This window comes from Burkholderia plantarii, from assembly GCF_001411805.1.
GTDB lineage: Bacteria > Pseudomonadota > Gammaproteobacteria > Burkholderiales > Burkholderiaceae > Burkholderia > Burkholderia plantarii.
Genome location: NZ_CP007213.1, coordinates 380,462 through 403,517 on the forward strand (window position 1 = coordinate 380,462; position 23,056 = coordinate 403,517).

The following is a 23,056-nucleotide window of genomic DNA, read 5'->3' on the forward strand; positions in this document are numbered from 1 at the left end:
GGCAAGCCCGGGACGAGGCCGCGCGGCCCGGGGCGGGGGCGCGGTCGTGAAGCTCGCGCGCCGGCCGGCGGCGCGCGGGTGCGGATGTCGCGCGGGCCGTGGCCGGCAGCGCGGCGGATCGGGTCGAAGCGGGCGAAGCGCCGCGGGGCATGCCGCGGGCACGCCACGACTCAGCGCTCGGCGAGCCGGCGCAGCAGCGGGGTGGCCGCGGCCAGCGCGCGGCGCTCCTCCTCGCTGAGTTCGCGGATCGCCTGGAGCAGCCACGCGCGCTTCGCGCTGCGGCGCTGCCGGCGCTCGGCCGCGCCGGCCTCGGTCAGCGCGATCAGCCACTGGCGGCCGTCGGTGGGATGGGACTGGCGCTCCACCAGGCCCGCCTGTTCGAGGCTCTGCACGAGCGTGCCCATCGATTGCGGCTTCATCGATTCGGCGCGCGCGAGCTCGGCGATCGTCATCGGGCTGCGATGCTCGAGGCGCGCCAGCACGCTCAGCTGGGACAGGTTGTAGTCGCTCGGATCGACTTCGGCGCGTACCCGGCGCACGAGCTGACCGATCGCGAGCGTGAGGTCCGCGACGGCGGCTTCGAGCGCGCGGTCGGATTCAGTGGAGGTCGTCATGGCCGCTATCGTAGTTAAAGGAAGATCAACTTGCAAGATGATCTTCCATTTTTTGCGTGTGCGAAAGCGGCCTGAAAGATCAGGGGCGCCGGCGTGCCGGTGGCAACGCGAACGTCAGTGGTCGAGTTCCGGGTAGTGCCGGAAAATTCCTTCCTTGTTGAACGGGATGCGCCGCTCCGAGGCCAGATAGCGTGCGATGGGTGGATGCTCGGCCACGCGGTCGCGGATCGCGGTGAGGCCCGCGTGCTGCTTCTCGACGCGCGCGGTGGCCTTCGGGAACGCGTAGCGCAGGCCTTCGATCAGCTGGAAGATCGACAGGTCCACGTAGCTCAGCTGGCTGCCCACCATGTAGCCGCCCTGGTGCGGGTTCTGCTCGCGCACGCGGTCGAAATAGCCGAGGAACTTGGGCAGCCGGTGCTTGATGAAATCCTCGGCGCGCATCGCCGCCTCGGCTTTCTGGTCCTCGTAATAGAGGTCCGAGGCGATCGGGTGGTGGGTGTCGTGGATCTCGGTGACGAAATCGGCCACGGTCAGTTGCAATTGGTGTGCCCAGAGCCGACCCGCTTCGTCCTTCGGCGCGAGCTGATGTCTCGCGCCGAGGAACAGCAGGATGTTCGGGGTCTGGCCGATGATCTGCTCGCCCGCCTTCAGGAACGGCGGCGCGAACGGCGGCGTGTCGAGCGAGCGGCTGTCGAGCAGGTCCATCAGTGCCGCCACGCCGTGGCCGTTGCCGCCGTGCTCGCGCGCGACGTCCACGTAGTCCGCGCCGGCCGCTTCGAGTGCCAGCCGAACGTATTCACCGCGGCCCTGGATGGTGGGCCAGTAATGGAGTTCGTATTGCATGCCGTGCTCCTCTTCGTATGCGAGCGGTCATTATGGAGCGCGGGTGGGATGCCTGCAGCGCATGTGAAGCGCTGCGCGCGCGGCCCGTCTCACCGGATCAACGCCAACCCCGCCGGCAGCGCCTCGCCGAACACGCGCCCGGTGTCCGCGCTGTCGAGCGTGACGACCTCGCGCACCATCGCGAGCCAGCTCGGCGCCGCGTGCGCGGCCGCGAGCCGGCGCAGCACCGCGTCGCGAGCCGCGTCGGGCAGGTCGCGCGAGCGGTCGCCCGTCATGCGGGCGATCTGCGCGGCCGCGAACATGGCCGGTTCGATCTTCTTCCAGTCGAGCGCGAGGATCGCGTCGAGCCAGCGCGTGGCCACCTCGGGCGGCACCACCTCGTGCGTGCTGCCGTAGAACGGCAGCCGCGCGCCGATCCGGCCGATCGCCCACCAGTCCTGGCGGTTGCCCGCGCCGCGCGCGAGCCGGTCGAGCAGCGCCCCGGCGATCGCGATCTTGCGCCCGGCGGGGATCCGTTCGAGCGAGGCGTACAGACGCGTCATGTCGGCCTGGCCGAGCTTCGACGGATCGAACGGCAGGCCGTGATGCTTCCGCGCGGCCGCCTCGTCGAGCCAGGCCAGCGCCTCGCAGGCCTGCTGCTGCGCCTCGGCCGGCAGGCCGCCGGCCGCGCGGCGCCAGAGCGTCCACCATTCGGACCACACCTGCGCGTCGTGAACGTGCTGGATGCCGTCGTCGAACAGCGTCCAGAGCTGCTCGACGCGCCACGCATCGAGCGCATGGCCGAAGCCGGGACGAATGCACCAGCCGGCGAGATTGAGCCACAGCCGCTCGTGATCGGCCGAGCGACGCCGCCGCGCGGCGCGTTCCCACAGCGCGCCGAACAGGTCGCGCAGCAGCGCGAGATCCCAGCCCTCGCGCGGGCCGAGCCGCTGTTCGAGCTGCGCGCGCAGGCGCTTCACTTCCTTCGGATCGACGCGTGCCGACGGCGCGCCGAAGCCGCGTTCGATCAGCGCGATCGCGGCATCGAGCCCGGGATGGCGCGCGGCGTCGGCGGGCTCGCCGCCCCCGGCCGCGTCGGCGCCGGTCGGGTCCGCGCCGCGCAGCCGGAATTCGAGCTGCCAGCGCTGCGCGTCGTCGTCGGTGGCCACGCAGTGCATCTCCAGCGTGCCGACCTCGGTCAGCGCCGCCGTCAGCCGCACCGCGCGCTCGCGTGCCTTGCCGGCGCCGCCGTCGCGACGCCGCACCACGGTGGCCAGCGGCGGCAGCCAGACGAAATCGTCACCGGCGGCCAGCTCGGCGATCTCGCCGGGACGCCACGGCGTGTCGGCCACCGTCGAGACGAGGCGGAACTGCACGGGATGGCCGAGCCGCAGCGCGAACGTGCGATCGTCGAGCCGCACCGGCTCGTCCTCGGGCGTGCCGCGCGGCAGCACGCAGACGCCGCGCGGCGCGGGGGCGCCGGCCTCGTCCGTGGCGCCGGCCGCTGCCTGCGCGTCGCGCCCGCCGTCGAGCACGAGGAAATAACTGCGCGGCGAGCCGCCGCCGATCTTCGGCGCGAGGCCGGCGCGCGCGAGCCCGTAGGCCACCGCGCCGCGCGCCACGGCAAGATCGGGCTGGGTGTTGGCGAGCACCTTGAGCGGCGCGCCGCGCCAGGTGCCGAGCGTGTCGGCGAGGCGCGCGGCCGGCGCGCGGGCGCGGAACACGCCGCCGTTGAGCAGCAGCGTGTCGGGCAGCGCCAACGCGGCCGGCGCGTGGCCGGTCGCGGCGTCCGCCGGATTCGATGGTTGCGCAACGGGTTCGCCGTTCGCCGCACGGGCGCCGTCGGCGAGCGCGTCGCGCGATTGCGACGCGAAGCGCGCGAGGAACGCCGCGACGTGCCGCGTGATCGCCGGATCGGCCGCGTAGGGCAGCCCGAATTCGACGAGCGCCGCGCGCGCGCGGCGCGGCAGCTCGTCGGCGCGGCCGGCCGGGAAGAAGCCGTCCACCACGATCCGCTCGACCTCGGCGCGTTCGAGCCGCGTGCTGCGCGCGCCGCCGATCAGCTTCGCGCCGGCGCCGAGCAGCGTGACGGGGACCGACTCGGGCGCGTCGTCGCCGAGCAGTTGCTCCTTCGCGGCGCGGCAGCGTTCCACCAGTTGCGAGAGGCTCGCCGCCGACAGCTTCGCGCCGCCGCCGCCGTCGCCGGCGAGCCGGCGCTCGGCCAGATGCGCGAGCGCGAGATCCATGTTGTCGCCGCCGAGCATCAGGTGATGGCCGACGCCCACGCGCGTGAGGGTCGGCTCGCCCTGCGCGTCGAGTTCGACGCGGATCAGCGTGAGGTCGGTGGTGCCGCCGCCCACGTCGCAGACCAGCACCAGCCGCGTGCCGGCCAGCGCGTCGCGCAGCCCGTCGCGGTGCTGGTAGAGCCAGTCGTAGAACGCCGCCTGCGGCTCCTCCAGCAGCCGCAGCGCGGGCAGGCCGGCCGCGCGCGCGGCTTCCAGCGTGAGCGCGCGCGCGCCGTCGTCGAACGACGCGGGCACGGTCAGGACCACCTCCTGCCGCGCCAGCGGCGCGTCGGGAAAGCGGTGGTTCCAGGCGTCGCGCACGTGCGCGAGATAGCTGGCGCTGGCGGCCACCGGCGAGACCTTGCCGGTGCCTTCGGGCGCGCCCCACGGCAGGATCGGCGCGAGCCGGTCCACCGAGGCGTTCGACAGCCAGCTCTTGGCGCTGCTGACGAGCCGGCCCGGCACCTGCTCGCCAAGCTGCCGCGCGAGCCGGCCGATGATCGCGGGCGGTGTGGTGCCGCCGGCCGTCCCGGCTTCGGCCGCGCCGTCGCCTCCGGCTTCGCCTTGCCGCCACGGTAGCGCGAGCGCCCCGGCGGCCAGTTCGCCCTCGGCCGGGTGGTAGCGCGCCGAGGGCAGCAGCGGCGCCGCGCCCAGCTCGCCGAGGCCGACCAGCTGGTCGATCTCGAACAGGCGAATGTCGGTGCCGCCCGCCTCCACATAGGCGACCACGGTGTTGCTGGTGCCGAGGTCGATCCCGACGACGTAGCGCGCCTTCGCCTGCGCCATCAGGCGTCCACGCCGCCGCGCACGTCGAATTCGACCTTCCAGCGCTCGCCGCCGCCGCGCGGCATCGCCTCGAGTTCGAGCGTGCCGGCCTCGGTCACGCGCGCGTGCAGCCGCACGGCCACCACCTCGCCGGGCGTGCGGCCCTCGGCGGGCAGCGTGGCCTGGATCGCTTCCAGTTCCTGCAACTCGTCGGCCGACCAGTAGTCGAGCAGGGCGCCGACCTGATCCTGGCGCCGCACCGACGAGCCGAAGAAGCGGAACGTCACCGGCTCGCCCACCACCAGCCCGAACTCCTGCTCGGGCAGCGCGGCGTCGGAGCCTTCCTCCATGCCGAACGGCGCGACGCAGAGCGCCGAGACGGGCGGCTCCATGCCGGGGATCGCCGGCATCGCCGATTCGATCGCGATGTAGTAGGCGCGCGCCGTGCCGCCGCGAATCCGCACGCCGCGGCCGCGCTTGACGTAGCCGTAGTAGGCCGCGAGCCAGCCGTTCAGGATCGTCAGGATCCGCTCGGTCAGCAGCTCGGACTTGAACACGCCGCCGTTGAACAGCACGGCGGTGGGATGCAGGAAGCTCGCGCCCTCGGCCGGCGGGGCCGGCAGCCCGCCGAGGTCGGCCAGCGCGCCCACCTGCTTGCCGAGGAACGCGGCGAGGTGGCGCGTGATGCCGGCGTCCTGCGCGTAGGGCAGGCCGAGCTGGGTGAGGCCGGCGCGCGTGCGCACCGCCGGCCGCGCGGCGGCGTCCACCTGCGGGAAGAAGCCTTCGAGCAGGATCTGCGTGAGTTCGGCGCGCGTGAGTTCGGTGCGGATCGAGCCGCCGATCAGCTTCGAGCCGCGGCTCGGCACCACCAGCGGCACGGTGTCGAGCGTGCGGTCGCCGAGCAGCGTTTCCTTCGCGCCGCGGCACGCGTAGGTGAGCGCGCGCAGCTGCCACGGATCGGCCTGGGTGCCCTGCGCGGCCAGCTTGCGCGCGACCACGTGCGCGAGCGCGAGGTCCATGTTGTCGCCGCCGAGCAGGATGTGCTCGCCCACCGCCACGCGGTGCAGTTCGAGGTTGCCGTCGCGCTCGACCACGGCGATCAGCGAGAGGTCGGTGGTGCCGCCGCCGACGTCCACCACCAGGATGATGTCGCCGACCTTCACGTCCTTGCGCCAGCCGCCGCCGCTCTTCTGGATCCAGCTGTAGAGCGCGGCCTGCGGCTCCTCCAGCAGCGTCATGCGCGCGTAGCCGGCGGCCTGCGCGGCCTCGGCGGTCAGCTCGCGCGCGGCCGGGTCGAACGAGGCGGGGATCGTCACCGTCACGTCCTGCGCGGCGAACGGCGCGTCCGGATGCGCGTGGTCCCAGGTTTCGCGCAGATGCGTGAGGTAGCGCACCGAGGCGTCGAGCGGCGAGACGCGTTCGACTTCGGGCGGCGCGTCGTTGGGCAGGATCGCCGCGCGGCGGTCGACGCCGGGATGGCAGAGCCAGCTCTTCGCGCTCGACACGAGCCGGATCGGCGTGCCGGCGCCGCGGCTGCGCGCCATCTCGCCCACCGCGTAGTCGCGCGTCGCGGTCCACGGCAGCGTCAGGTCGCCCGGCGTGAGTTCGCCCGGATGCGGCAGGTAGAGGAACGACGGCAGCAGGCTCGGCGAGCCGATCGCGCCGGGCGAGGTCAGCTGCGCGATCGGCAGCACCTGCTGCTGCGGCGCGTCGCCGTCGCCGGCGGCGAGATCGACATAGGACAACGCGCAGTGCGTGGTGCCGAGATCGATACCGATCGAGAAACGCGGCTCGCTCACAGCTCCACCTCCGCCGGCGCGATCACGCTCACGTCGTGCGTGCCGACCAACTTCGGCAGCCTCACCTCGGCGGCGCGCCAGCCGCGATGGCTCAGCGTGCCGGTGAACGGCGCGGTGCCCACCACGTTGCCGGTCAGGCGGTTCGCGCCCGCATCGAAGCCCTCGGCCAGCGTCACGCGCGTGCCCTCGGCCTCGGTGCGGACCGGGCGGATCGTGAAGTGCTCGCGCAGCGTCGCGCGGCAGCCTTCGTGGACGAGGCGCGCGGCCGCGCCGATCTCGGCGTCGGCGTAGCTCGCGATGTCTTCCTCGACGAAATCGACGAAGCGCGCGTTCTTCTGCAGCAGGCCGAGCAACTGCAGCGCGGCGTCGGGGCTCGCGGCCTGGATGGCCGGGGCGGGCGCTGCCGCCGGGGCCGGCGCCGGCTTCGGCGCGACGGGGGCCGGGGCCGTGGGCGCGGGGGCGGGGGCGGGCGTGGCCACGCCGTTGCGCAGGTTGCGGACTTCGGCGGCGAGCTTGCCGTCGCCGAGGATGGCGAAGAACGATCCGATGGCGACCGACAGGCGGCCAACGAACGACAGATTCGACTCAGGCATGGTCATGCGACTCCAGTGGGCTCGCGGCACGGCGCGAGCGGGCCTGCCGGCGCGACGGCGCGCGGCTGGCGGCGGCGCACGAGGCGGGCAGGCGGGGCGAGCCCGGCACGGGCTCGGAAAAACCCGTATTTTGCCTTGTTGTGGTGCGGTGCCGCTCAAAAATGCGGGCGGGGGGCGGGAGCGGCGCGGGTCGGGCCGCGTCCGGCGCCCGCCGGGTGGGCGTTGCCGGAAGGGCTTGCGGGAGGCGTTGCGGGACGCGATACCGCTTGCCGCCAGATCCCGGCCGCGCGTGTCGGGGCCGGGAAAAATGCCCGGGGTCGCCCCGGATCGACGACGTTCACGACCGCCACCAAGCCGCGATGACGCGTACGTCATTCCGTACAAGCCGCCCCTTGAGGAGCCGCCGTGCCGATCTCGGCCCGCGATGCGATTTCGTTGTCCCGGGCCAGGGGGAGCCGGACGCCTCATCTTCCGGCGGGCGCGCGCAACCGCGCCAGGTCGGCCCGGCAGGAATTCATGGCCCGCGCGCTGACGGCGGAAAGTTCGGCGCGCGGGACGAGGCGCCGCGGCGGGTTCCCCGACGAATCGCGGGCGCCGCGCCTGAACGCGGCACAATGGCGGCCTGCCTGCTTGCCGGGCGTAATCCGGAGACCTCCTGCATGAATCTCGCCCTGATCGGCGCCTCGGGCCTGCTCGGCCGCGCCGTGGCCGCCGCGCTCGCGCCGCGTCGCGAATGGCGGCTGGTCGCGACGGTGCGCGATCCGCATGGCGCGCCGGCGCGCGCGGCCGCACGCGTCGCGGGCCTTGCCCCTGAAGCGCTGACGCCGCTCGACCTGCTCGACGCGCGCGCGCTCGACCGCTTCTTCGCCGAGCATCGTCCCGACGCCGTGATCGTCTGCGCGGCCGAGCGCCGGCCCGACGTCTGCGAGCACGATCCGGCCGCCGCGCGCGCGATCAACGTCGAGGCGCTCGCCGCGCTGGCCGAACGCGCCGACGCGCTCGGCGCCTGGACGCTCGCGATGTCCACCGACTACGTGTTCGACGGCCGCGCCGCGCCCTATCGGGAAACCGATCCGCCCGCGCCGCTGAACGCCTACGGCCGCAGCAAGGTCGACGGCGAGGCGGCGCTGCTGGGCGCCTCCGCGCGTGCCTGCGTGCTGCGCCTGCCGCTGCTGTACGGGCCGGTGATCGGCTGGGGCGATTCGGCCGTCACGAGCCTGGTGCCGCCCGTCGTCGCGTCGGCGCGGCCCGGCGCGGCGCCCGCCGACATGGACGCCTGGGCGATCCGCTATCCGACCTGGACGCCCGACGTCGCGCACGTGATCGCCCAACTGGTCGAGCGCCACGCGGCCGGCGAGCCCGTGACGGGCCTCTGCCAGTGGTCCGGCGACGAGCCGATGACCAAGCACGAGATCGCCACGCGGATCGGTGCCGCGCTCGGCCTCGCGCCGCGGCTGAACGCCGTCACCGAGCCGCGCGATGCGACGCCTCGGCCCTACGACTGCCATCTCGACTCGACGCGCCTCGAAGCGCTCGGCATCGGCCGGCGCACGCGCTTCGACGTGGCGATCCGCGAGGTGCTGCGCGCCGGGCCGGCGATCTGACGGCGCGACGGCCCGCCGGCACGCGCAGGGCGCCGCGCGCCGAACCGGGCCGAACGGATCGCGATGAGTGGCGTCGGGCACGCCGCGCTTCGCATTCCGGCTGACGGGTTCCGGTGCGGTCAGGGGCGCGGCGCGGCAAGCGCCGACAATCGACGGGAATCAGGAAAAATGGCGCGAGGCCGCCCGGCCGTGGCGCACCGCGTCCGTCTTCAGCTTCGTATTCATCTTCATTTTTGTCCGCTTCGTCGATCGTTCCATGCCCGCCTCGCGCATTCCCGCTCCGCCCATTAGTTTCATCGACCCGTTTGCCGCGCCCCGCGCGCCCGGTGCCCCGGAACTGCCCGCCGCGTCGGTCTCGCACCACGGCGGGCCGGCATCCCATGCCGGCGACGGACCGCTCGGGCCGCTGGTAGCGATGCGCCGCGCCTCGGTACCGGCCGAGGGCGGCGAGCGGCGCGCGTCGATCGGTGCGCCGCGGCGCGGCAGCGCGCCGTTCGTGACGCCGTTGTCGGACGCAACGGCCCGGCGCATCGAGGAGGCGGCCAGGCGCACCCGGGGCCGCGTACTGACCGAGGTCGAACGCGAGATCGGCGAGACCTTCATGCTGCCCGCGCATCTGGTCGCGATCGCCGAGGTGGCACGGATCATGAACGTCGCGGTGAGCTTCCGGCCCGCCGGCGCGCAGACGCTGAAGCGCCTCGCGGCCGGCGCGCGGCCGAAGCCGCACGATCTGTCCGACAAGACCATCAAGCCCGAATCGCTCGCCAGGGTGTACGTCGACCGGCACGAGGCCGAGCGGCGCATGGAGCAGATGCGGCGCCACGATCTCGACGGCTACGTCGGCCATTACGGCGACGGCAGGCTCGACGGCGTCTACGTCGCGCACACGGCGCCCGGCATGTCGGCGCTGCGGCTGAAGCCGGCGCCCGAGGCGCCGGGCTGGATGTACCTGCCGGTCGATCACGATCATCCGGGCGAGAGCCTGGTGCGCCTGCGTCACACGGCCGACCGCGAAGGCGGGCTGGTGACGGGCGACTACGACATGCACGACGCGATCAACATGAGCGGCGCGCGCGGGCCGCTCGGAGAGGGGCAGGAGGCCGCCCTGATGTCCGGCATCAATTGCTCGGTGGCCGCCGTCGATCCACGGCGGCCGCTCGACCAGCCGTGGATGAGCGTGGTCCAGCACGGGCCGCAGTACAACTATCTCGCGCACATGAGGAACCAGGAGCCGGGCGCGCGGATCGACGAGCGCGTGGCCAGGCCCTCGCTGCCCGTCGCGATGTGCGATCGCGGCACCTGGCACATCATCCGCACCGAGCCGCAGCTGAAGCGTTTCTACGGCGATCGCGGTATCAAGGGCAAAAGCGGCTGGACGGGAAGCGAGAGCGGCGGGACGCCGTCGCCGGGGGCTTCGCGGCGCGGTTCGCTGGCCGATGCGAGCGCTTCGCGGCGCGGTTCGCTCGCCGATGCGGGCGCTTCGCGGCGCGGTTCGCTGGCCGATGCGGGCGCTTCGCGGCGCGGTTCGCTGGCCGATGCGGGGGCTTCGCGGCGCGGTTCGCTGGCAGATGTGAGCGCTTCGCGACGTGGTTCGCTGGCGGACGCCGGTGCCGCGCGGCTCGGCCCGCCTGCCCCGCGGCGCGATTCGGGCATCGACGCGGGCACGGCGGCCCGCGATGCCGGCGACAAGCCCGGCGGCCCGCGGCGCGGTTCGGCGACGAGCCTCGGCTTGCCGCCGTGGAATGCCTCGGCGCCGTTCGTCGGCGCGCGCCGCGACTCGACGGGCAACGCCCGGGCATCGAGGTCCGAACGCGCGTTACCCATGCCGGCCGCGGCAGGCGGGCGGCGCGGCGCCATGACGGAGGACGTCGTCACGCTCGCCGCGCGCGACCGGCGGCCGCCCGCGATGTCGGCCGTTGCCGAAGGTGTCGCGTTCAGCGATCCGTTCGCGGCGGCGCGGGAGCAGCAAGGCGAGACCTCGCGCGACGAGTGAGTGCGCGGCGGCGGCCCACCGACCCGGCGGATCATGGCGAGCCGTGTCGTGCCAGACCTTTCACGCGCGTTGCCGCCACCCGGCCGACGTTTCGTATGCCGAGTCATGCGCTGTCCGGCCGGCCCGCGCCGACGGCGCGGGAATAAATGCGCTTTCTCGCCTGTTCTGTTCGAAGAACGCCTGCCTGTCGCCGCGCGCCGTGACGTCGCGCGAGACGCCCGGGCGGGCGCGCCGCGGTAGCGATTGGCCGCGCGGCGCTGAACTCGCGAGGAAATCGACATGTCCGCCGCTCCCGGCCTGACCCTGACCCTGACCCTGACCCTGACCCTCCATGACGCGTCGGCCACCCGCACGGTCGCCGTGCGCGACACCGGCGCCACGATCGGCCGTGGCGCCGAATGCGACGTCGTGCTGGCCGATCCGCGCCGCGCGATCTCGCGGCTGCAGGCGCGCATCGACTGGCGGGACGGCCACTACCGGCTGACCGATGCGGGCCGCAATCCGACGCTCGTCAACGGCCACATCCTCGGCGTGTCGCGCGAAGCGGTGCTACGCGACGCGGACACGCTGAGCATCGATACCTATCGGATCGAGATCGGCATTCGCGGCGCGTCGTCCGGCGACGAGCCGACTGTGTTTGCGGCGCTGCCGGCTGGGGTTGCCGATGACGATGCCGCGCCGCACGAGGACGGCTTCGATCCGCCGACGAGGGTGCGCGTGCCGGGGCGCGAGGCGGGTGAGGGCGCGGCATCGGTGATCGGCCACGCGACCGCGCAACGGGCGCATGAGGAAGCACCGAGGCCGGATGACGACGCGTTTGATGTGCCGACGATGGGTCGCATGCCCGACGTCGACGCGGGACAGGTGGTCGGCGTGCGGGTCGCTGAAGCCGCCCATGCCGCCGATCGTGCCGACACGGCGATGCGTCCGGCACGGGGCGCCGCGCATCCGGCGATTGGCGCTCCGCGCGACGCGGCGCTTCCATCCTCGGTCGCCGATGATGCTGTCGATGCTGCCGGTGACGTCGATGTTGCCGCCACCGCCACCGCCACCGCCACCGATGCCACCGATGCCACCGCGCCGCGCACTCCGTCGCCGGAGTCCACACGCCACGCGGCAGCCGGCCATGCAGCCGACGCGACGCCGAACGACGCGCTGCTGTCCGCGCTACAGGACGGCCTCGGCATCGTTCCGACCACGCTCACGCCACCCGACGCGATCGCCTTCACGCATCTGGCCGGCGTGCTGCTGCGCGAATCGATCGAAGGCGCGATGGCGATGCACGGCCGCGCATCGGGCCGCGCCACCATGCCGGGCGATGCAACGCCGAACCGGCCCACGGCGCCAAACCCGCTGCTCGACGCCACCAGCGTCGAGGCCGCGCTGACGCTGTTGCTGGCGAGCGCGCACGCCGAAGCGGCGCGCACGATGCTGCGCGATGCATTCGCCGGCATGCGCGAGCACCAGCGCGCCCTGCACGACGTGCTGCGCGAGGTGCTGACCGATCTCGCGCCCGTAACGGCACCGCCGTCACGCACGGGCTGGTTGGGCCGATGGCTGGCGTCGCGCGCGAGCCGCTCGCGCCGCGAGCAAGCCTGGGCACGCGCCGCGCGGCGCGCCGCCGCGTTGCTGGACGTGCCGGCCGCCAGCCTCCGGGCGCCCCAGGCATCTCGAGCAACCGACTCGCGGCCACGCTCCCCCTGAGCCTTCACGGCAACGCGGCGCGCAACCTCCCGTGCCGCGCGCGACGCCGCCTCTTCACCGCCCTCACGCGTCCAACTCCCGCAAGAACGCGACCTTGTCAACCGACGCCGGCAGCGCATCGACAAGCCGCGCATGAAACGTAGCCGTATCGGCGCCCACGGCCGCGCGCTGCGCGACGAGCCGCGCGATCGGGCCGAGATGGGTCGCGAGCCGCCGCGCGGCCGCGTCGATCCGGGCCGGGTCGAGCATGGGGCTCGCGGCCGCCTCCGCCGCCGTGCCGCCGCCATGCGCCGCATGCACGCGATCCGTCGCGCCGGTCCCCGCCGCCGCGTGCCGTTGCAGCAGCGTATCGACGTCATGCCGCGCGGCCTCGTCGGGCAGATGCCGTGCGAGCGCCGCCGCAAGCGTGCGCGAATCGCTCGCCAGCGCGGCGGCGCGCCGGACCAGCCGCGACGCCACCGGCCCGACATGGTCGGCAAGCCGCCGCTCCAGTTGCGCGAGCAGTTCCACCGACCAGCCGCCCGGCAGCGTGCGCGCCCCGGCAGCCTCGGGCGGCGGCGCGAGCGCGGGCCGCGCGAGCGGCGCGGCCACGATGGTCTCGTCGGGGTCGCGCGGCGCGGCGAGCGTATCGAGCAGCGCCAGCACGGCGCCGCGCCACGCCCGCGCCGACGCGTAGCGCGCGTCCGGCGCCTTCTCCAGCGCCTTCAGCACCAGCGCGTCGAGCGCGGCGGGCAGGCCCGGCACGCGGCTCGACGGCGGCGCCGGCGGCTCGTCCAGCACCTGCCGCATCACCGCGGCCGACGAGCCCGTGAACGGGCACTGCCCGGTCAGCATCTCGTAGAGCACCACGCCGGCCGAGTACAGGTCGCTGCGCGCATCCACGGGCGCGCCCGCGTACTGCTCCGGCGACATGTAGCGCGGCGTGCCGATCAGCATGCCGGCCTGCGTGAGGCGGCCGGTGTCGAGCTGGGCGATGCCGAAGTCGGTGATCTTGCATTCGCCGCGCGGCGCGATCAGCAGGTTCGCGGGCTTGACGTCGCGATGGATCACGCCGGCCTCGTGCGCATAGGCGAGCGCGTCGAGCAGCTGCGCGAACCACACCAGTACGCGCGGCGGCGGCATGGTGCTGCCGTTGCCGGCGTGCGCGGCGAGCCGCGCCGCGAGCGTCTCGCCGCGCACGTACTCGAGCGCGAGGTAGGCGACGCCGTCGGCCTCGCCGTAGTCGAACACGCCGACGATGTGCGGATGGACGAGGCGCCCGGCCGCGCGCGCCTCGTTGATGAAGCGCGCGGGCAGCTCGGCGTCGGCGGCGTCGCCGCCTTCGTGCGCGTCGCGCAGCAGCTCGGCGCGGATCGTCTTCAGCGCCACCTGCCGCTGGATATGCGGATCGGTGGCGAGATAGACGGTGCCCATCGCGCCACGCCCGAGCACCCGCTCCACCACGTAGCGGCCGATGCGGGCCGGCGGCGCCCCGGCATGCCGCGTCATGGCCGCGATCCGCCCGGCGCGGTGCCGGCCGCGCCGGTTTCGTCGAGGATCTCGAAGGCCGTCACGAGGCTGGTGCGCATCCGGCCGAACGACACCGCGAGCGAGGCGATCTCGTCGCCGCCGCGGGTGGGCAGCTCGACGTCGTCGAGCTGGCCGAGGCTGACCGCGTCGGCCGCGCGCGACAGCACCTGCAGGCGCCGCGTGACGAGGAAATGCACCATCACGTTGAGCACCACCAGCACCACCGCGAACACCACCGCGAGCGCTTCCATGAAGCTGCGCCAGAGCGCCCGGCCGCGCGCGATCGATTCCGACATCGGCACCGACACGAACTCGGCGCCGATCACGTCGTTCATGGCCCAGCCGAAGCCGTTGGCGGGGCCGTACTTCTCGAGCATGGTGCGCGGCGCGGCCGAGGGCGTGCTGTGACACTGCATGCAGGTGGCGTCGGTGATGCGGCTTGGGCGCGCGAGGAACAGCAGCTGCTCGCCGCCCGGCGTGCGCCGCTGCCCGGTGATTTCCTGCAGCGCGGGCTGGTCGTGCAGATGCGCGATCACCTCGGTCTCCCAATCGGTCGGCCGGTCGCGCGGATTGGTGGGGTTCAGCATGGTCGAGCGGTACGAGAAGTTCCGGAACGAGCCCTGCAGCGTGTTCAGCATCTCGATGGCCGAGAACGCCGGCACCGATTCGGGCACGAACGAATACTGGATCTGCGTGGCGAGCAGCGGCGTGACGTGCCGCGCCGTGTAGTCCTGCATCGCCTCGGCGGCGCGCATCAGCACGTCGGCGTCGTGGCGCGTCTCGTCGAGCGCCTGCCGCTGCAGCACGCGGTCGGCCACGACGCCGGCCGCGGTCAGCCCGATCGCGAAGATCGCGACGAACACGAGATTGAACTTGATGGCGAGCGACAGTTTCATGGGCGCACGGGGATCGAAGGATAGGCGGCGGGCGGCGCGAGCGGCGCGCCCGATGAAGCGCGCGACGGCGCGCGGCGCGGCGGCGGGAACAGCAGCGCGCGCCAGTCGGGCAGCGCGCCGAGGTGCTGCCGCACGTCGCGGCGGAACGCGGCGTCGGACAGGCGCGGCCGGAACCGCCCGGCGAAGCGCGTCGGCGCGGCGGTGCGCACGGCGAGCGTGCTGGTGAGCCAGTCGGCGACGTCGTCGTAGGCCACCGGGCGCGAGGCGGGCGGCGCGTCGTGCGGCGCGGGCGGCACCGGCAGCGCGCGCAAGGCGTCGCGGAACGCCGTCGGCATCGCGGCGACGAAGGCCGGATCGGGGCCGGGCAGCACGGCGATCGTCCGGTTCGTGCTCGCGCGCTGCGCGAAGCGCGGCGCGTCGAGCCTCGCGTGGGCCGGCCGGCCGAGCACCTGGCCGAGTGCGTCCACGCTGGCCGCGCCGCTTTCACAGAACGCGGCGTCGGCGTCGTAGCCGGGCGGCGCGGCGGCGATCACCAGCGCGCCGCGCGCGACCGGCGCGAAGCGCGTGCGTTCGGTCTCGACGGCGGGCGGCGCGCAGCCGGCGGCGCCGTCGCAGGCGGACAGCAGCTTGAGCCAGCCGCGCAGCAGCGCGACCTGCGCGCCGCGCGCGAGCAGCACGCGCGTGTCGGGGCCGAGCGCGAGCACGTTGCCGTCCGCGTCCTGCAACTGCGCGCCGCCCGCCGGCGCGGTCTCGACGATGTCGTTCACGGCGAGGCGCCGGCCCGCGGGCGCCAGGTAGCGGACCGTCTCGTGAATCGTCGTGACGGGCGACGTCGCGCGCACCAGCGTCCAGCCTTCCGGTGTCTGCGCCCGGGTCGATGTTTGCGCCTGGGTTTGCGCGGCGAGCGCGAGCAAGGCCAGCGAGGCGACGCATCGCGAGACAAGGGCGCGGATCGAAAGGCGTGAACGTGTCATTCGGTGCAAGGCATCGGCGTGCAAGCCGCCGCCGGACAGGAATCGGATACCTGCTGAACGATCGGCGCCGCGTGTTTATTCCGCGCGTCGTCCACGAATCGCCTGCCGTGGCTTCGCTCGCGCGGCGCGTCGCGACTGCTACGTCCTCCGAAGCGCCGTCATCGAAACGCTCGTCGCTCACCGCGTCACGGCGAATTCGTAACAAAACGTTTTTGTGCCGCCCGCCACGGAATATTCGCGCGCCGCGAGCCGTTCTGGCTTGCGACGACGATGACGAACCCGATGCGCCGGCAGCCGCTGCCGGCATCGCGGGCCCCGCGAAAACACCGCCGCCGTGGAATAGATCGCGACATCGCGCTGTTCTGTGGTCGTGGACGGCGAGGGCAGCCGGTCCAGCGGCTCGTCGGATTTCCGAAACCCTATGCACCCGGAGGAACAGCGCATGGCAACGAGGCAGAGCAGTCAGAAATTCATTGCGCGCAATCGGGCGCCACGCGTCCAGATCGAGTACGACGTGGAGCTGTACGGCGCGCAGAAGAAGGTGCAGATCCCGTTCGTGATGGGCGTGATGTCGGACCTGTCTGGCGCGAACGCGGGCGAGCTGCCGCCGATCGAGGAACGCAAGGCGCTCGAGGTGGACGTCGACAACTTCGACAGCCGCATGCAGTCGATGAAGCCGCGCGTCAACTTCACGGTGCCGAACACGCTGACGGGCGAGGGCAGCCTCGAGGTCGACATCACGTTCGAGAGCATGGACGACTTCTCGCCGGCCGCGATCGCACGCAAGGTCGATTCGCTCGCGAAGCTGCTGGAGGCGCGCACCCAGCTGGCGAACCTCGGCACCTATCTCGACGGCAAGTCGGGCGCGGAGAAGCTGATCGCGCAGGCGCTGAAGGACCCGGCGCTGCTGCAGTCGTTGAGCGCGGCGCCGAAGGCGGCCGACACCGAACCCGGACAGGAGTGAGCAGACCATGGCAAGCCAGCAGCAATTCGATCCGGCCGCGCGGGCCGATATGGCCCAGGCGGCCACGGCCGGGGCCGATGATTTCGCGGCCCTGCTGAACCGCGAGTTCCGGCCGAAGAACGAGCGCGCGAAGGAGGAAGTCGAGGCGGCCGTGCGCACGCTCGCCGAGCAGGTGCTGCGCGATTCGAACATCGTCTCCGACGACGTGGCGCAGACCATCAACGCCTACGTGGCCGAGATCGACCGCAAGCTCGGCGAGCAGCTGAACCGCGTGATGCACCACGCCGAGTTCCAGAAGCTCGAAGGCGCGTGGCGCGGGCTGCACCATCTCGTCACGAACTCGGAAACGGATCCGATGCTGAAGATCCGCGTGATGAACGTGTCGAAGCAGGAGCTCGCCCGCAACCTGAAGCGCTTCAAGGGCGTGGCATGGGACCAGAGCCCCGTGTTCAAGCGCATCTACGAAGAGGAATACGGCCAGCTCGGCGGCGAGCCGTATGGCTGCCTGATCGGTGATTATTACTTCGACCACAGTCCTCAGGACGTCGAACTGTTGCGCGGCATCTCGCAGGTCGCCGCGGCGGCGCACGCGCCGTTCATCTCGGCGGCCGATTCGACGCTGCTCGGCATGGAGAACTGGAACGAGCTCGCCAACCCGCGCGACCTCTCGATGATCTTCACCACGCCCGACTATGCCGGCTGGCGCTCGCTGCGCGAGATGGACGACGCACGCTATCTGGCGCTGACCATGCCGCGCACGCTGGCGCGCCTGCCCTACGGCGCGAAGACCGATCCGGTCGAGGAATTCGATTTCGAGGAAGACACCGAGGGCGCCGATTCGGGCAAGTACACGTGGCAGAACGCGGCCTACTCGATGGCGGTGAACATCAACCGCTCGTTCAAGCTGTACGGCTGGTGTACGCGGATTCGCGGCGTGGAGTCGGGCGGCGCGGTGGAGAACCTGCCCGTGCATACGTTCCCGAGCGACGACGGCGGCGTGGACATGAAGTGCCCCACCGAGATCGCGATCACCGACCGCCGCTCGGCCGAGCTCGACAAGATGGGCCTGATGCCGCTCGTGCATCGCAAGAACTCGGACGTGGCCGCGTTCATCGGCGCGCAGTCGGTGGCCAAGCCCGAGGAATACGACGATCCGGCCGCCACCGCGAACTCGAACCTGTCGGCGCGGCTGCCCTACATGTTCGCCTGCTGCCGCTTCGCGCACTACCTGAAGTGCATCGTGCGCGACAAGATCGGCTCGTTCAGCACGCGCGAGCAGATGGAGAGCTGGCTGTCGAACTGGGTCATGAACTACGTGGACGGCGACCCGGTGAATTCCAGCGAGGAAACCAAGGCGCGCAAGCCGCTCGCCGCCGCGCAGGTGGTGGTGGAGGAAGTCGAGGACAACCCCGGCTACTACACCTCGAAGTTCTTCCTGAAGCCGCACTACCAGCTGGAAGGCCTGACCGTGTCGCTGCGCCTCGTGTCGCGCCTGCCGTCGGGCCACGCGGCCTGACGCGAGAACCCGCCGGAGCGGGCTGCGCTCCGGCTCCCAACGTTCGTCGGATCGGCGAGCACATTCACCAGTAACGAGCAGAGGTAACTATGGCATTCGACATGCACCTGAAATTCGGCTCCGGTTCGGTCACGATCCAGGGCGCGTCCAACCACGCGAAGCACAAGAACGAAGTACCGATCATCGCGTGGTCGTGGGGCGTCAGCAACACCGGCAACCTGCACACGGGCGCCGGCTACGCGTCGGGCGGCAAGGCCAACATCCAGGACATCACCATCACGAAGTACGTCGACAGCTGCTCGAACGCGATCCTGAACGCCTGCTGCACCGGCGCGCGCGTCGACAACGCCTATCTCTACGTGACCAACGCCACCGGCCAGCAGACCGACTTCCTGACCATCGAGCTCAGCGAGGGCGTGCTGATCACCTCGGTGTCCACCGGCGGCACCGGCGGCGACGAACGCCTGACCGAGAACATCACGCTGCACTTCGGCAAGTTCAAGTATTCGTTCCAGCCGCAGGACGACGAAGGCAAGGCCAACGGCGGCACCAAGGACTTCACCTACGACATCCAGCAGGTCGCGAAGCAGTGAGCGTCACCGCGCGCGGCTCGCGCCGCTTCCCCTCGCATCCGGCGCCGCCGCCTGGCGTCACCCGTCCGGGCAGGCCGCACGCCGGCCGCGCCCGGCCCGCGCCCCGTTGAACGGAATCGCCGACGTGAACCTGACTCCCGCCATCACCCGCCCGGCGGCGCTGCTCGCCAACGGGCAACTCGACGAGGCGCTGCGCGCGCTGTCGGCCGAGGTGCGCAGCCGGCCCGCCGACGCGGCGCTGCGCGTGTTCCTGTTCCAGCTGCTGGCGATCCACGGCGACTGGGAGCGTGCCGGCCATCAGCTGAAGGTGGCCGCCGAACTCGACGCGGGCAACGCGCCGATGGCCACCGCCTACGCGTTCGCGCTGCGCGGCGAACTGGAGCGCGACGCCGTGCTGGCGGGCGCGAAAAGCCCGCTGCTGGCCGGCGAGCCGGCCGCCTGGCACGCCTCGCTGCTGCGGTCGCTGCATGCGCTGACCGAGCGGCGCGTGAAGGCCGCGCTCGAGCTGCGCGCGGCCGCGTTCGACGCGGCCGAGACGGTGGCCGGCACGATCGACGGCGAGCCGTTCGACTGGCTCGCCGATGCCGATCCGCGCTTCGGCCCGTGCCTCGAACTGATCCTGAAGAGCGGCTACGTCTGGGTGCCGTTCTCGCAGCTGCGCTCGCTCACGTTCGACGCGCCGGCCGATCTGCGCGACAAGATCTGGGCGCCGGTGCGGATCGTCTGGCTGAGCGGCGCCGAATCGGTCGGCTTCGTGCCGTGCCGCTACGCGGGCAGCGAGCGCTCGGGTATCGCCGATCTCGCGCTGGCCGCCGGCACCTCGTGGACCGAGCACGGCGAGGACTGCTTCACCGGGCGCGGCCAGCGCATGCTGGTGACCGACCGCGCCGAATATCCGCTGCTCGACGTGCGCTCGATCACGATCGACGCGCGCTGAAGCCGAACCCGACGGGAGCGCCGACACCATGGCCGAACTGACGCCGCAGGAACGCCTGCAACCGTCGCTGCTCGACCGGCTCACCGACCTCGCGCCGGCCGAGCCCGAGGAAAGCCGCGAGCAGCGCGTGATCACCGCCGCGAGGCTGCGCGAGTGCGTGACGCGCGACATCGCCGCGTTGCTGAACTGCACGCGCCAGTGGGAAGACGAGGCGCTGGCGGGCCTCGACCAGGTCGGCGACTCGGTGCTGAACTACGGCATCCCCGACCTGGCCGGCAGCGCGCTGTCGGGCATCGACGCGGGCGAGCTGCAGAGCCGGATTCGCGCCGCGCTGCTCGATTTCGAGCCGCGCCTGATCGCCGACACCGTGCAGGTGACGGTCAGCGCCGACGCCTCGCGCATGGACGGCCGCGCGCTGAGCTTTCGCATCGACGCCGAGATGTGGGCGCAGCCGATGCCGCTCGGCCTTTATCTGCGCACCGATCTCGATCTGGAGACCGGCGAGTTCCGCGTCTCGTCACTGTTGGGTTGAATCGCCATGGATCCTCGTCTGCTCCGCTACTACAACCGCGAGCTGCAACACGTGCGCGAGATGGGCGCCGAGTTCGCCGGCGCGTATCCGAAGGTGGCCGGCCGGCTCGGCCTGGAAGGCTTCGAATGCGCGGACCCCTACGTCGAGCGGCTGCTCGAAGGCTTCGCGTTCCTCGCCGCGCGCGTGCAGTTGAAGCTCGACGCGCAATACCCGGTGTTCACCCAGCATCTGCTGGAGATGGTCTACCCGCACTACCTCGCGCCGATCCCGTCGATGGCGGTGGTGCAGATGCACCCCGACGCGACCGAGGACCTGCCGCCCGGCGGCCATGCCGTGGCGCGCCATACCGTGCTGCGCAGCCTGACCGGCTTCGGCGACCGCACCGCCTGCGAATACCGCACCGCGCATGCGCTGACGCTCTGGCCGATCGAGCTGGCCGAGGCGCGCTACTTCGAGACGCCGGCTGCATTGGCCGCGGCCGGGCTCGTGCCGCCGCGCGGGCGCACCGCGCGCGCCGGCCTGCGGCTGCGGCTGCGCACGCTGGCCGGCGTCGAGGCGAAGATGCTCGCGCTCGACGCGCTGCCGATCCACCTGGCCGGCGCCGACGAGCTGCCGGGCCTGCTCCACGAGCAGTTGCTCGCCAACGGCACCGGCTACACGGTGCGCACGGCGGCGGCCACCGAAGGCGAATTCGTCGAGACCCACTACGACGCGGCGGCGCTGCGCACGCCCGGCTTCGACGAGCACGAGGCGATGCTGCCCGCCGGCGGCCGCTCGTTCAGCGGCTACCGGCTGCTGCAGGAGTATTTCGCCTGCCCCGAGCGGTTCCGCTTCGTCGAGTTCACCGGCCTGCGCGCGCCGCTCGCCCGCGCGCGCGGCCATGCCTTCGAGATCGTGGTCTGGCTCGATCGCGGCGTCGCGCGGCTGCACAACGCGATCGACAAGGGCAACTTCCGGCTGTTCTGCGCGCCAGCCGCGAACCTGTTCGAGCGGCGCGCCGACCGGATCCACCTGCAGGCCGGCCGCACCGAGTACCACGTGCTCGGCGACCGCACGCGGCCAATGGATTTCGAGGTTCACAGCGTGCTCGACGTGCAGGGCTACGGCGACCGCCAGGAGCCCGAGCAGCGCTTCGTGCCGTTCTACGACAGCACCTCGCGCAGCTGGCACGGCGGCGAGGCCGCGTTCTACACGCTGCGCCGCGAGCCGCGCCTGCTCTCCACGCGCCAGCAGCAGCGCGGCCCGCGTTCGAGCTACGTCGGCAGCGAAGCCTTCATCGCGCTGGTGGACAGCCACGACGCGCCGTACGCCACCACGCTGCGCCAGCTCGGCCTGAAGCTGCTCTGCACCAATCGCGACCTGCCGCTGCACATGCCGGTGGGCAAGTCCCACACCGACTTCACGCTCGACACCGACGCGCCGGTGGCGTCGATCCGCTGCGTGGCCGGCCCCACCCGCCCGCGCGCGCCCACCGCCACCGGCGAGACGGCATGGCGGCTGATCAGCCATCTGCAACTGAACTACCTGTCGCTGCTCGACGAGGACGGCGAGCAGGGCGCGGCCTCGCTGCGCGAGATGCTCGGGCTCTATCACGACGAGTTCGACGCCGCCGCGCGCCGGCAGATCGAGGGCATCCGGCAGGTGGTGGCCAGGCCCGTCACGCGGCGCGTGCCGGTGCCGGGGCCGGTCACCTACGGGCGCGGGCTCGAGATCGCGCTGACCTGCGCGGACGCCGCGTTCGAGGGCAGCAGCGCGTTCCTGCTCGGCTCGGTGCTGCAACACTTCTTCGCGCGCTACGTCTCGCTGAATTCGTTCACGGAGACGGTGCTGCGCACGCTCGAACGCAACGAGGTGGCCCGATGGCCCGCGACGCTCGGCAAGCGTCCGATCCTGTGATGGCGACGGCATCGACACCGCCGGCATCGGCATCGGCAGACGCGCCCGCGTCCGATCCGCGCCCGCCCGCGGCCCGCGCGCTCGAAGCGGCGCTGCGCGAGCGGCCGTTCGATTTCGAGTTCTTCGAGGCGATGCGGCGGCTCGAATGCGCGTATCCGCAGCGTCCGCGCTTCGGGCAGTCGACGCGGCCGGCCGAGGACGCGGTGCGGCTCGCGCACGCGGCCTCGCTCGAATTCCCGGCGCGCAGCATCGAACGCTTCGAGCCGGGCGAGGGCGGCGCGCCGGCCCGGCTGCACGGCCTCTTTCTCGGGCTGTTCGGGCCGAACGGGCCGCTGCCGCTGCACCTGACCGAACACGCGGTGGACCGCCAGCGCAACGCCAGGGACGCCACGCTGGTGGCGTTCGCCGACGTGTTCCATCACCGCATGCTGAGCCTGTTCTACCGCGCCTGGGCCGACGCGCAGCCGACCGTGCAGCACGACCGGCCCGAGCAGGACCGCTTTCGCACCTACCTCGGCGCGCTGATCGGCATCGCCGCGCCGCGGCTCGAGGCGCGCGACGCGCTGCCGGACCGCTACAAGCGTTTCTTCGCCGGCCGGCTGGTGCCGCAGGCGCGCAACGCGGAAGGGCTCAAGGGCTTCGTCGAGCATTACTTCGGCGTGCCGGTGAGCGTGATCGAGTTCGTGCCCGGCTGGATGACGCTGCCGGACGATGCCCGTCTGAGGATGGGCGGCGCGATGGCCGCGATGGGCCGCAACGCCACGCTCGGCGCCCACGTGCGCGGCGCGCAGCAGCGCTTCCGGCTGCGCCTCGGGCCGTTGGGCCTGAGCGAGTTCAATCGCTTCCTGCCCGGCGGCGAGGCACTGGACGAACTGGTCGCGGCGGTCCGGCTCTATGCCGGCGACGAGAAGGGCTGGGACGTGCAGCTGGTGCTGAAGCGGCAGGCGGTGCCGGCCATGCACCTGGGACGTGCCGGGCGGATGGGCTTCAACAGCTGGATGGGCCGCTACCCGCAGCCCGCCGACGCGGACCAGGTCGTGGTGGCGCCGCTCGGATGAAC

At 72.6% G+C, this 23,056-nt stretch carries 18 protein-coding genes; 10 read left to right on the plus strand and 8 right to left on the minus strand.

Features of this window, described 5'->3' with window-relative positions; genetic code table 11:
- Nucleotides 1-170: 170 nt before the first annotated feature.
- From bpln_RS19300 to bpln_RS19320, 5 genes are all read right to left on the minus strand, one after another.
- Nucleotides 171-614 carry a MarR family winged helix-turn-helix transcriptional regulator gene (locus tag bpln_RS19300; protein WP_042627021.1) on the minus strand — a complete coding sequence of 148 codons (444 nt, stop codon included), beginning with the start codon at nucleotides 612-614 and terminating at the stop codon, nucleotides 171-173.
- 114 nt (nucleotides 615-728) lie between these two features.
- A complete protein-coding gene (locus bpln_RS19305; protein WP_042627022.1) occupies nucleotides 729-1,457 on the minus strand; it encodes a glutathione S-transferase in 729 nt (242 codons plus the stop codon).
- A gap of 89 nt (nucleotides 1,458-1,546) precedes the next feature.
- On the minus strand, nucleotides 1,547-4,507 hold the full coding sequence (locus bpln_RS19310) for an Hsp70 family protein (protein WP_055139707.1): 2,961 nt from the start codon (nucleotides 4,505-4,507) through the stop codon (nucleotides 1,547-1,549).
- The gene (locus bpln_RS19315; protein ID WP_055139708.1) at nucleotides 4,507-6,285 is read right to left on the minus strand and encodes an Hsp70 family protein; all 1,779 of its coding nucleotides are present in this window, start codon (nucleotides 6,283-6,285) and stop codon (nucleotides 4,507-4,509) included. The genes bpln_RS19310 and bpln_RS19315 overlap by 1 nt, the downstream gene beginning before the upstream one ends.
- On the minus strand, nucleotides 6,282-6,878 hold the full coding sequence (locus bpln_RS19320) for a DUF2760 domain-containing protein (RefSeq protein ID WP_055141134.1): 597 nt from the start codon (nucleotides 6,876-6,878) through the stop codon (nucleotides 6,282-6,284). The genes bpln_RS19315 and bpln_RS19320 overlap by 4 nt, the downstream gene beginning before the upstream one ends.
- A 659-nt stretch (nucleotides 6,879-7,537) precedes the next feature.
- Between bpln_RS19320 and bpln_RS19325 the strand changes: the two genes are divergently transcribed.
- The 3 genes from bpln_RS19325 to bpln_RS19335 all read left to right on the plus strand — a co-directional run bounded on the left by bpln_RS19325 (nucleotide 7,538) and on the right by bpln_RS19335 (nucleotide 12,179).
- Nucleotides 7,538-8,482, plus strand: coding sequence for a dTDP-4-dehydrorhamnose reductase family protein (locus bpln_RS19325; protein WP_042627025.1), 945 nt, complete (start codon nucleotides 7,538-7,540; stop codon nucleotides 8,480-8,482).
- A gap of 256 nt (nucleotides 8,483-8,738) precedes the next feature.
- Nucleotides 8,739-10,475 (plus strand): hypothetical protein, encoded by a 1,737-nt coding sequence (locus bpln_RS19330; RefSeq protein WP_148654092.1) that lies wholly within the window; start codon nucleotides 8,739-8,741, stop codon nucleotides 10,473-10,475.
- Nucleotides 10,476-10,754: 279 nt separating this feature from the next.
- A complete protein-coding gene (locus bpln_RS19335; protein WP_055139710.1) occupies nucleotides 10,755-12,179 on the plus strand; it encodes an FHA domain-containing protein in 1,425 nt (474 codons plus the stop codon).
- Between the two features lie 63 nt (nucleotides 12,180-12,242).
- On the opposite strand, the gene bpln_RS19340 is transcribed toward bpln_RS19335, so the two are convergent.
- From bpln_RS19340 to bpln_RS19350, 3 genes are read right to left on the minus strand one after another with little or no spacing between them, the layout of a single operon-like run.
- Nucleotides 12,243-13,667 carry a serine/threonine-protein kinase gene (locus bpln_RS19340; protein ID WP_055139711.1) on the minus strand — a complete coding sequence of 475 codons (1,425 nt, stop codon included), beginning with the start codon at nucleotides 13,665-13,667 and terminating at the stop codon, nucleotides 12,243-12,245.
- Nucleotides 13,664-14,584: a c-type heme family protein gene (locus bpln_RS19345; RefSeq protein WP_055139712.1), complete on the minus strand. Its 921-nt coding sequence runs from the start codon at nucleotides 14,582-14,584 to the stop codon at nucleotides 13,664-13,666. Before bpln_RS19345 ends, bpln_RS19340 begins: the two co-directional genes overlap by 4 nt.
- Entirely contained in the window at nucleotides 14,581-15,558 is a 978-nt protein-coding gene (locus tag bpln_RS19350) for a FecR family protein (RefSeq protein WP_244132075.1), read from the minus strand. Before bpln_RS19350 ends, bpln_RS19345 begins: the two co-directional genes overlap by 4 nt.
- A 442-nt stretch (nucleotides 15,559-16,000) precedes the next feature.
- Between bpln_RS19350 and tssB the strand changes: the two genes are divergently transcribed.
- The 7 genes from tssB (at nucleotide 16,001) to tssG (ending at nucleotide 23,054) form a co-directional block, all read left to right on the plus strand.
- Complete coding sequence (gene tssB, locus bpln_RS19355; protein WP_042629222.1) at nucleotides 16,001-16,522, plus strand: type VI secretion system contractile sheath small subunit; 522 nt, start codon at nucleotides 16,001-16,003, stop codon at nucleotides 16,520-16,522.
- A 49-nt stretch (nucleotides 16,523-16,571) separates the two neighbouring features.
- Entirely contained in the window at nucleotides 16,572-18,038 is a 1,467-nt protein-coding gene (gene tssC / locus bpln_RS19360; RefSeq protein ID WP_208459484.1) for a type VI secretion system contractile sheath large subunit, read from the plus strand.
- A 101-nt stretch (nucleotides 18,039-18,139) separates the two neighbouring features.
- A complete protein-coding gene (locus tag bpln_RS19365) occupies nucleotides 18,140-18,631 on the plus strand; it encodes an Hcp family type VI secretion system effector (RefSeq protein ID WP_244486984.1) in 492 nt (163 codons plus the stop codon).
- 124 nt (nucleotides 18,632-18,755) lie between these two features.
- A complete protein-coding gene (locus bpln_RS19370) occupies nucleotides 18,756-19,568 on the plus strand; it encodes a type VI secretion system accessory protein TagJ (protein ID WP_052498385.1) in 813 nt (270 codons plus the stop codon).
- Nucleotides 19,569-19,596: 28 nt separating this feature from the next.
- Complete coding sequence (tssE, locus tag bpln_RS19375) at nucleotides 19,597-20,100, plus strand: type VI secretion system baseplate subunit TssE (protein ID WP_042627032.1); 504 nt, start codon at nucleotides 19,597-19,599, stop codon at nucleotides 20,098-20,100.
- 6 nt (nucleotides 20,101-20,106) lie between these two features.
- Nucleotides 20,107-21,996, plus strand: coding sequence for a type VI secretion system baseplate subunit TssF (gene tssF, locus bpln_RS19380; protein WP_055139715.1), 1,890 nt, complete (start codon nucleotides 20,107-20,109; stop codon nucleotides 21,994-21,996).
- A complete protein-coding gene (tssG, locus tag bpln_RS19385) occupies nucleotides 21,996-23,054 on the plus strand; it encodes a type VI secretion system baseplate subunit TssG (protein WP_055139716.1) in 1,059 nt (352 codons plus the stop codon). The genes tssF and tssG overlap by 1 nt, the downstream gene beginning before the upstream one ends.
- Nucleotides 23,055-23,056: the final 2 nt, after the last annotated feature.

Bases quoted from the DNA above. Each gene is read 5' to 3' on its own strand.
- bpln_RS19300 (WP_042627021.1), bottom strand. From the start codon at position 614: ATGACGACCTCCACTGAATCCGACCGCGCGCTCGAAGCCGCCGTCGCG.
- bpln_RS19305 (WP_042627022.1), bottom strand. From the start codon at position 1,457: ATGCAATACGAACTCCATTACTGGCCCACCATCCAGGGCCGCGGTGAA.
- bpln_RS19310 (WP_055139707.1), bottom strand. From the start codon at position 4,507: ATGGCGCAGGCGAAGGCGCGCTACGTCGTCGGGATCGACCTCGGCACC.
- bpln_RS19320 (WP_055141134.1), bottom strand. From the start codon at position 6,878: ATGCCTGAGTCGAATCTGTCGTTCGTTGGCCGCCTGTCGGTCGCCATC.
- bpln_RS19325 (WP_042627025.1), top strand. From the start codon at position 7,538: ATGAATCTCGCCCTGATCGGCGCCTCGGGCCTGCTCGGCCGCGCCGTG.
- bpln_RS19330 (WP_148654092.1), top strand. From the start codon at position 8,739: ATGCCCGCCTCGCGCATTCCCGCTCCGCCCATTAGTTTCATCGACCCG.
- bpln_RS19335 (WP_055139710.1), top strand. From the start codon at position 10,755: ATGTCCGCCGCTCCCGGCCTGACCCTGACCCTGACCCTGACCCTGACC.
- bpln_RS19340 (WP_055139711.1), bottom strand. From the start codon at position 13,667: ATGACGCGGCATGCCGGGGCGCCGCCGGCCCGCATCGGCCGCTACGTG.
- bpln_RS19345 (WP_055139712.1), bottom strand. From the start codon at position 14,584: ATGAAACTGTCGCTCGCCATCAAGTTCAATCTCGTGTTCGTCGCGATC.
- bpln_RS19350 (WP_244132075.1), bottom strand. From the start codon at position 15,558: ATGACACGTTCACGCCTTTCGATCCGCGCCCTTGTCTCGCGATGCGTC.
- tssB (WP_042629222.1), top strand. From the start codon at position 16,001: ATGGCAACGAGGCAGAGCAGTCAGAAATTCATTGCGCGCAATCGGGCG.
- tssC (WP_208459484.1), top strand. From the start codon at position 16,572: ATGGCCCAGGCGGCCACGGCCGGGGCCGATGATTTCGCGGCCCTGCTG.
- bpln_RS19365 (WP_244486984.1), top strand. From the start codon at position 18,140: ATGCACCTGAAATTCGGCTCCGGTTCGGTCACGATCCAGGGCGCGTCC.
- tssE (WP_042627032.1), top strand. From the start codon at position 19,597: ATGGCCGAACTGACGCCGCAGGAACGCCTGCAACCGTCGCTGCTCGAC.
- tssF (WP_055139715.1), top strand. From the start codon at position 20,107: ATGGATCCTCGTCTGCTCCGCTACTACAACCGCGAGCTGCAACACGTG.
- tssG (WP_055139716.1), top strand. From the start codon at position 21,996: ATGGCGACGGCATCGACACCGCCGGCATCGGCATCGGCAGACGCGCCC.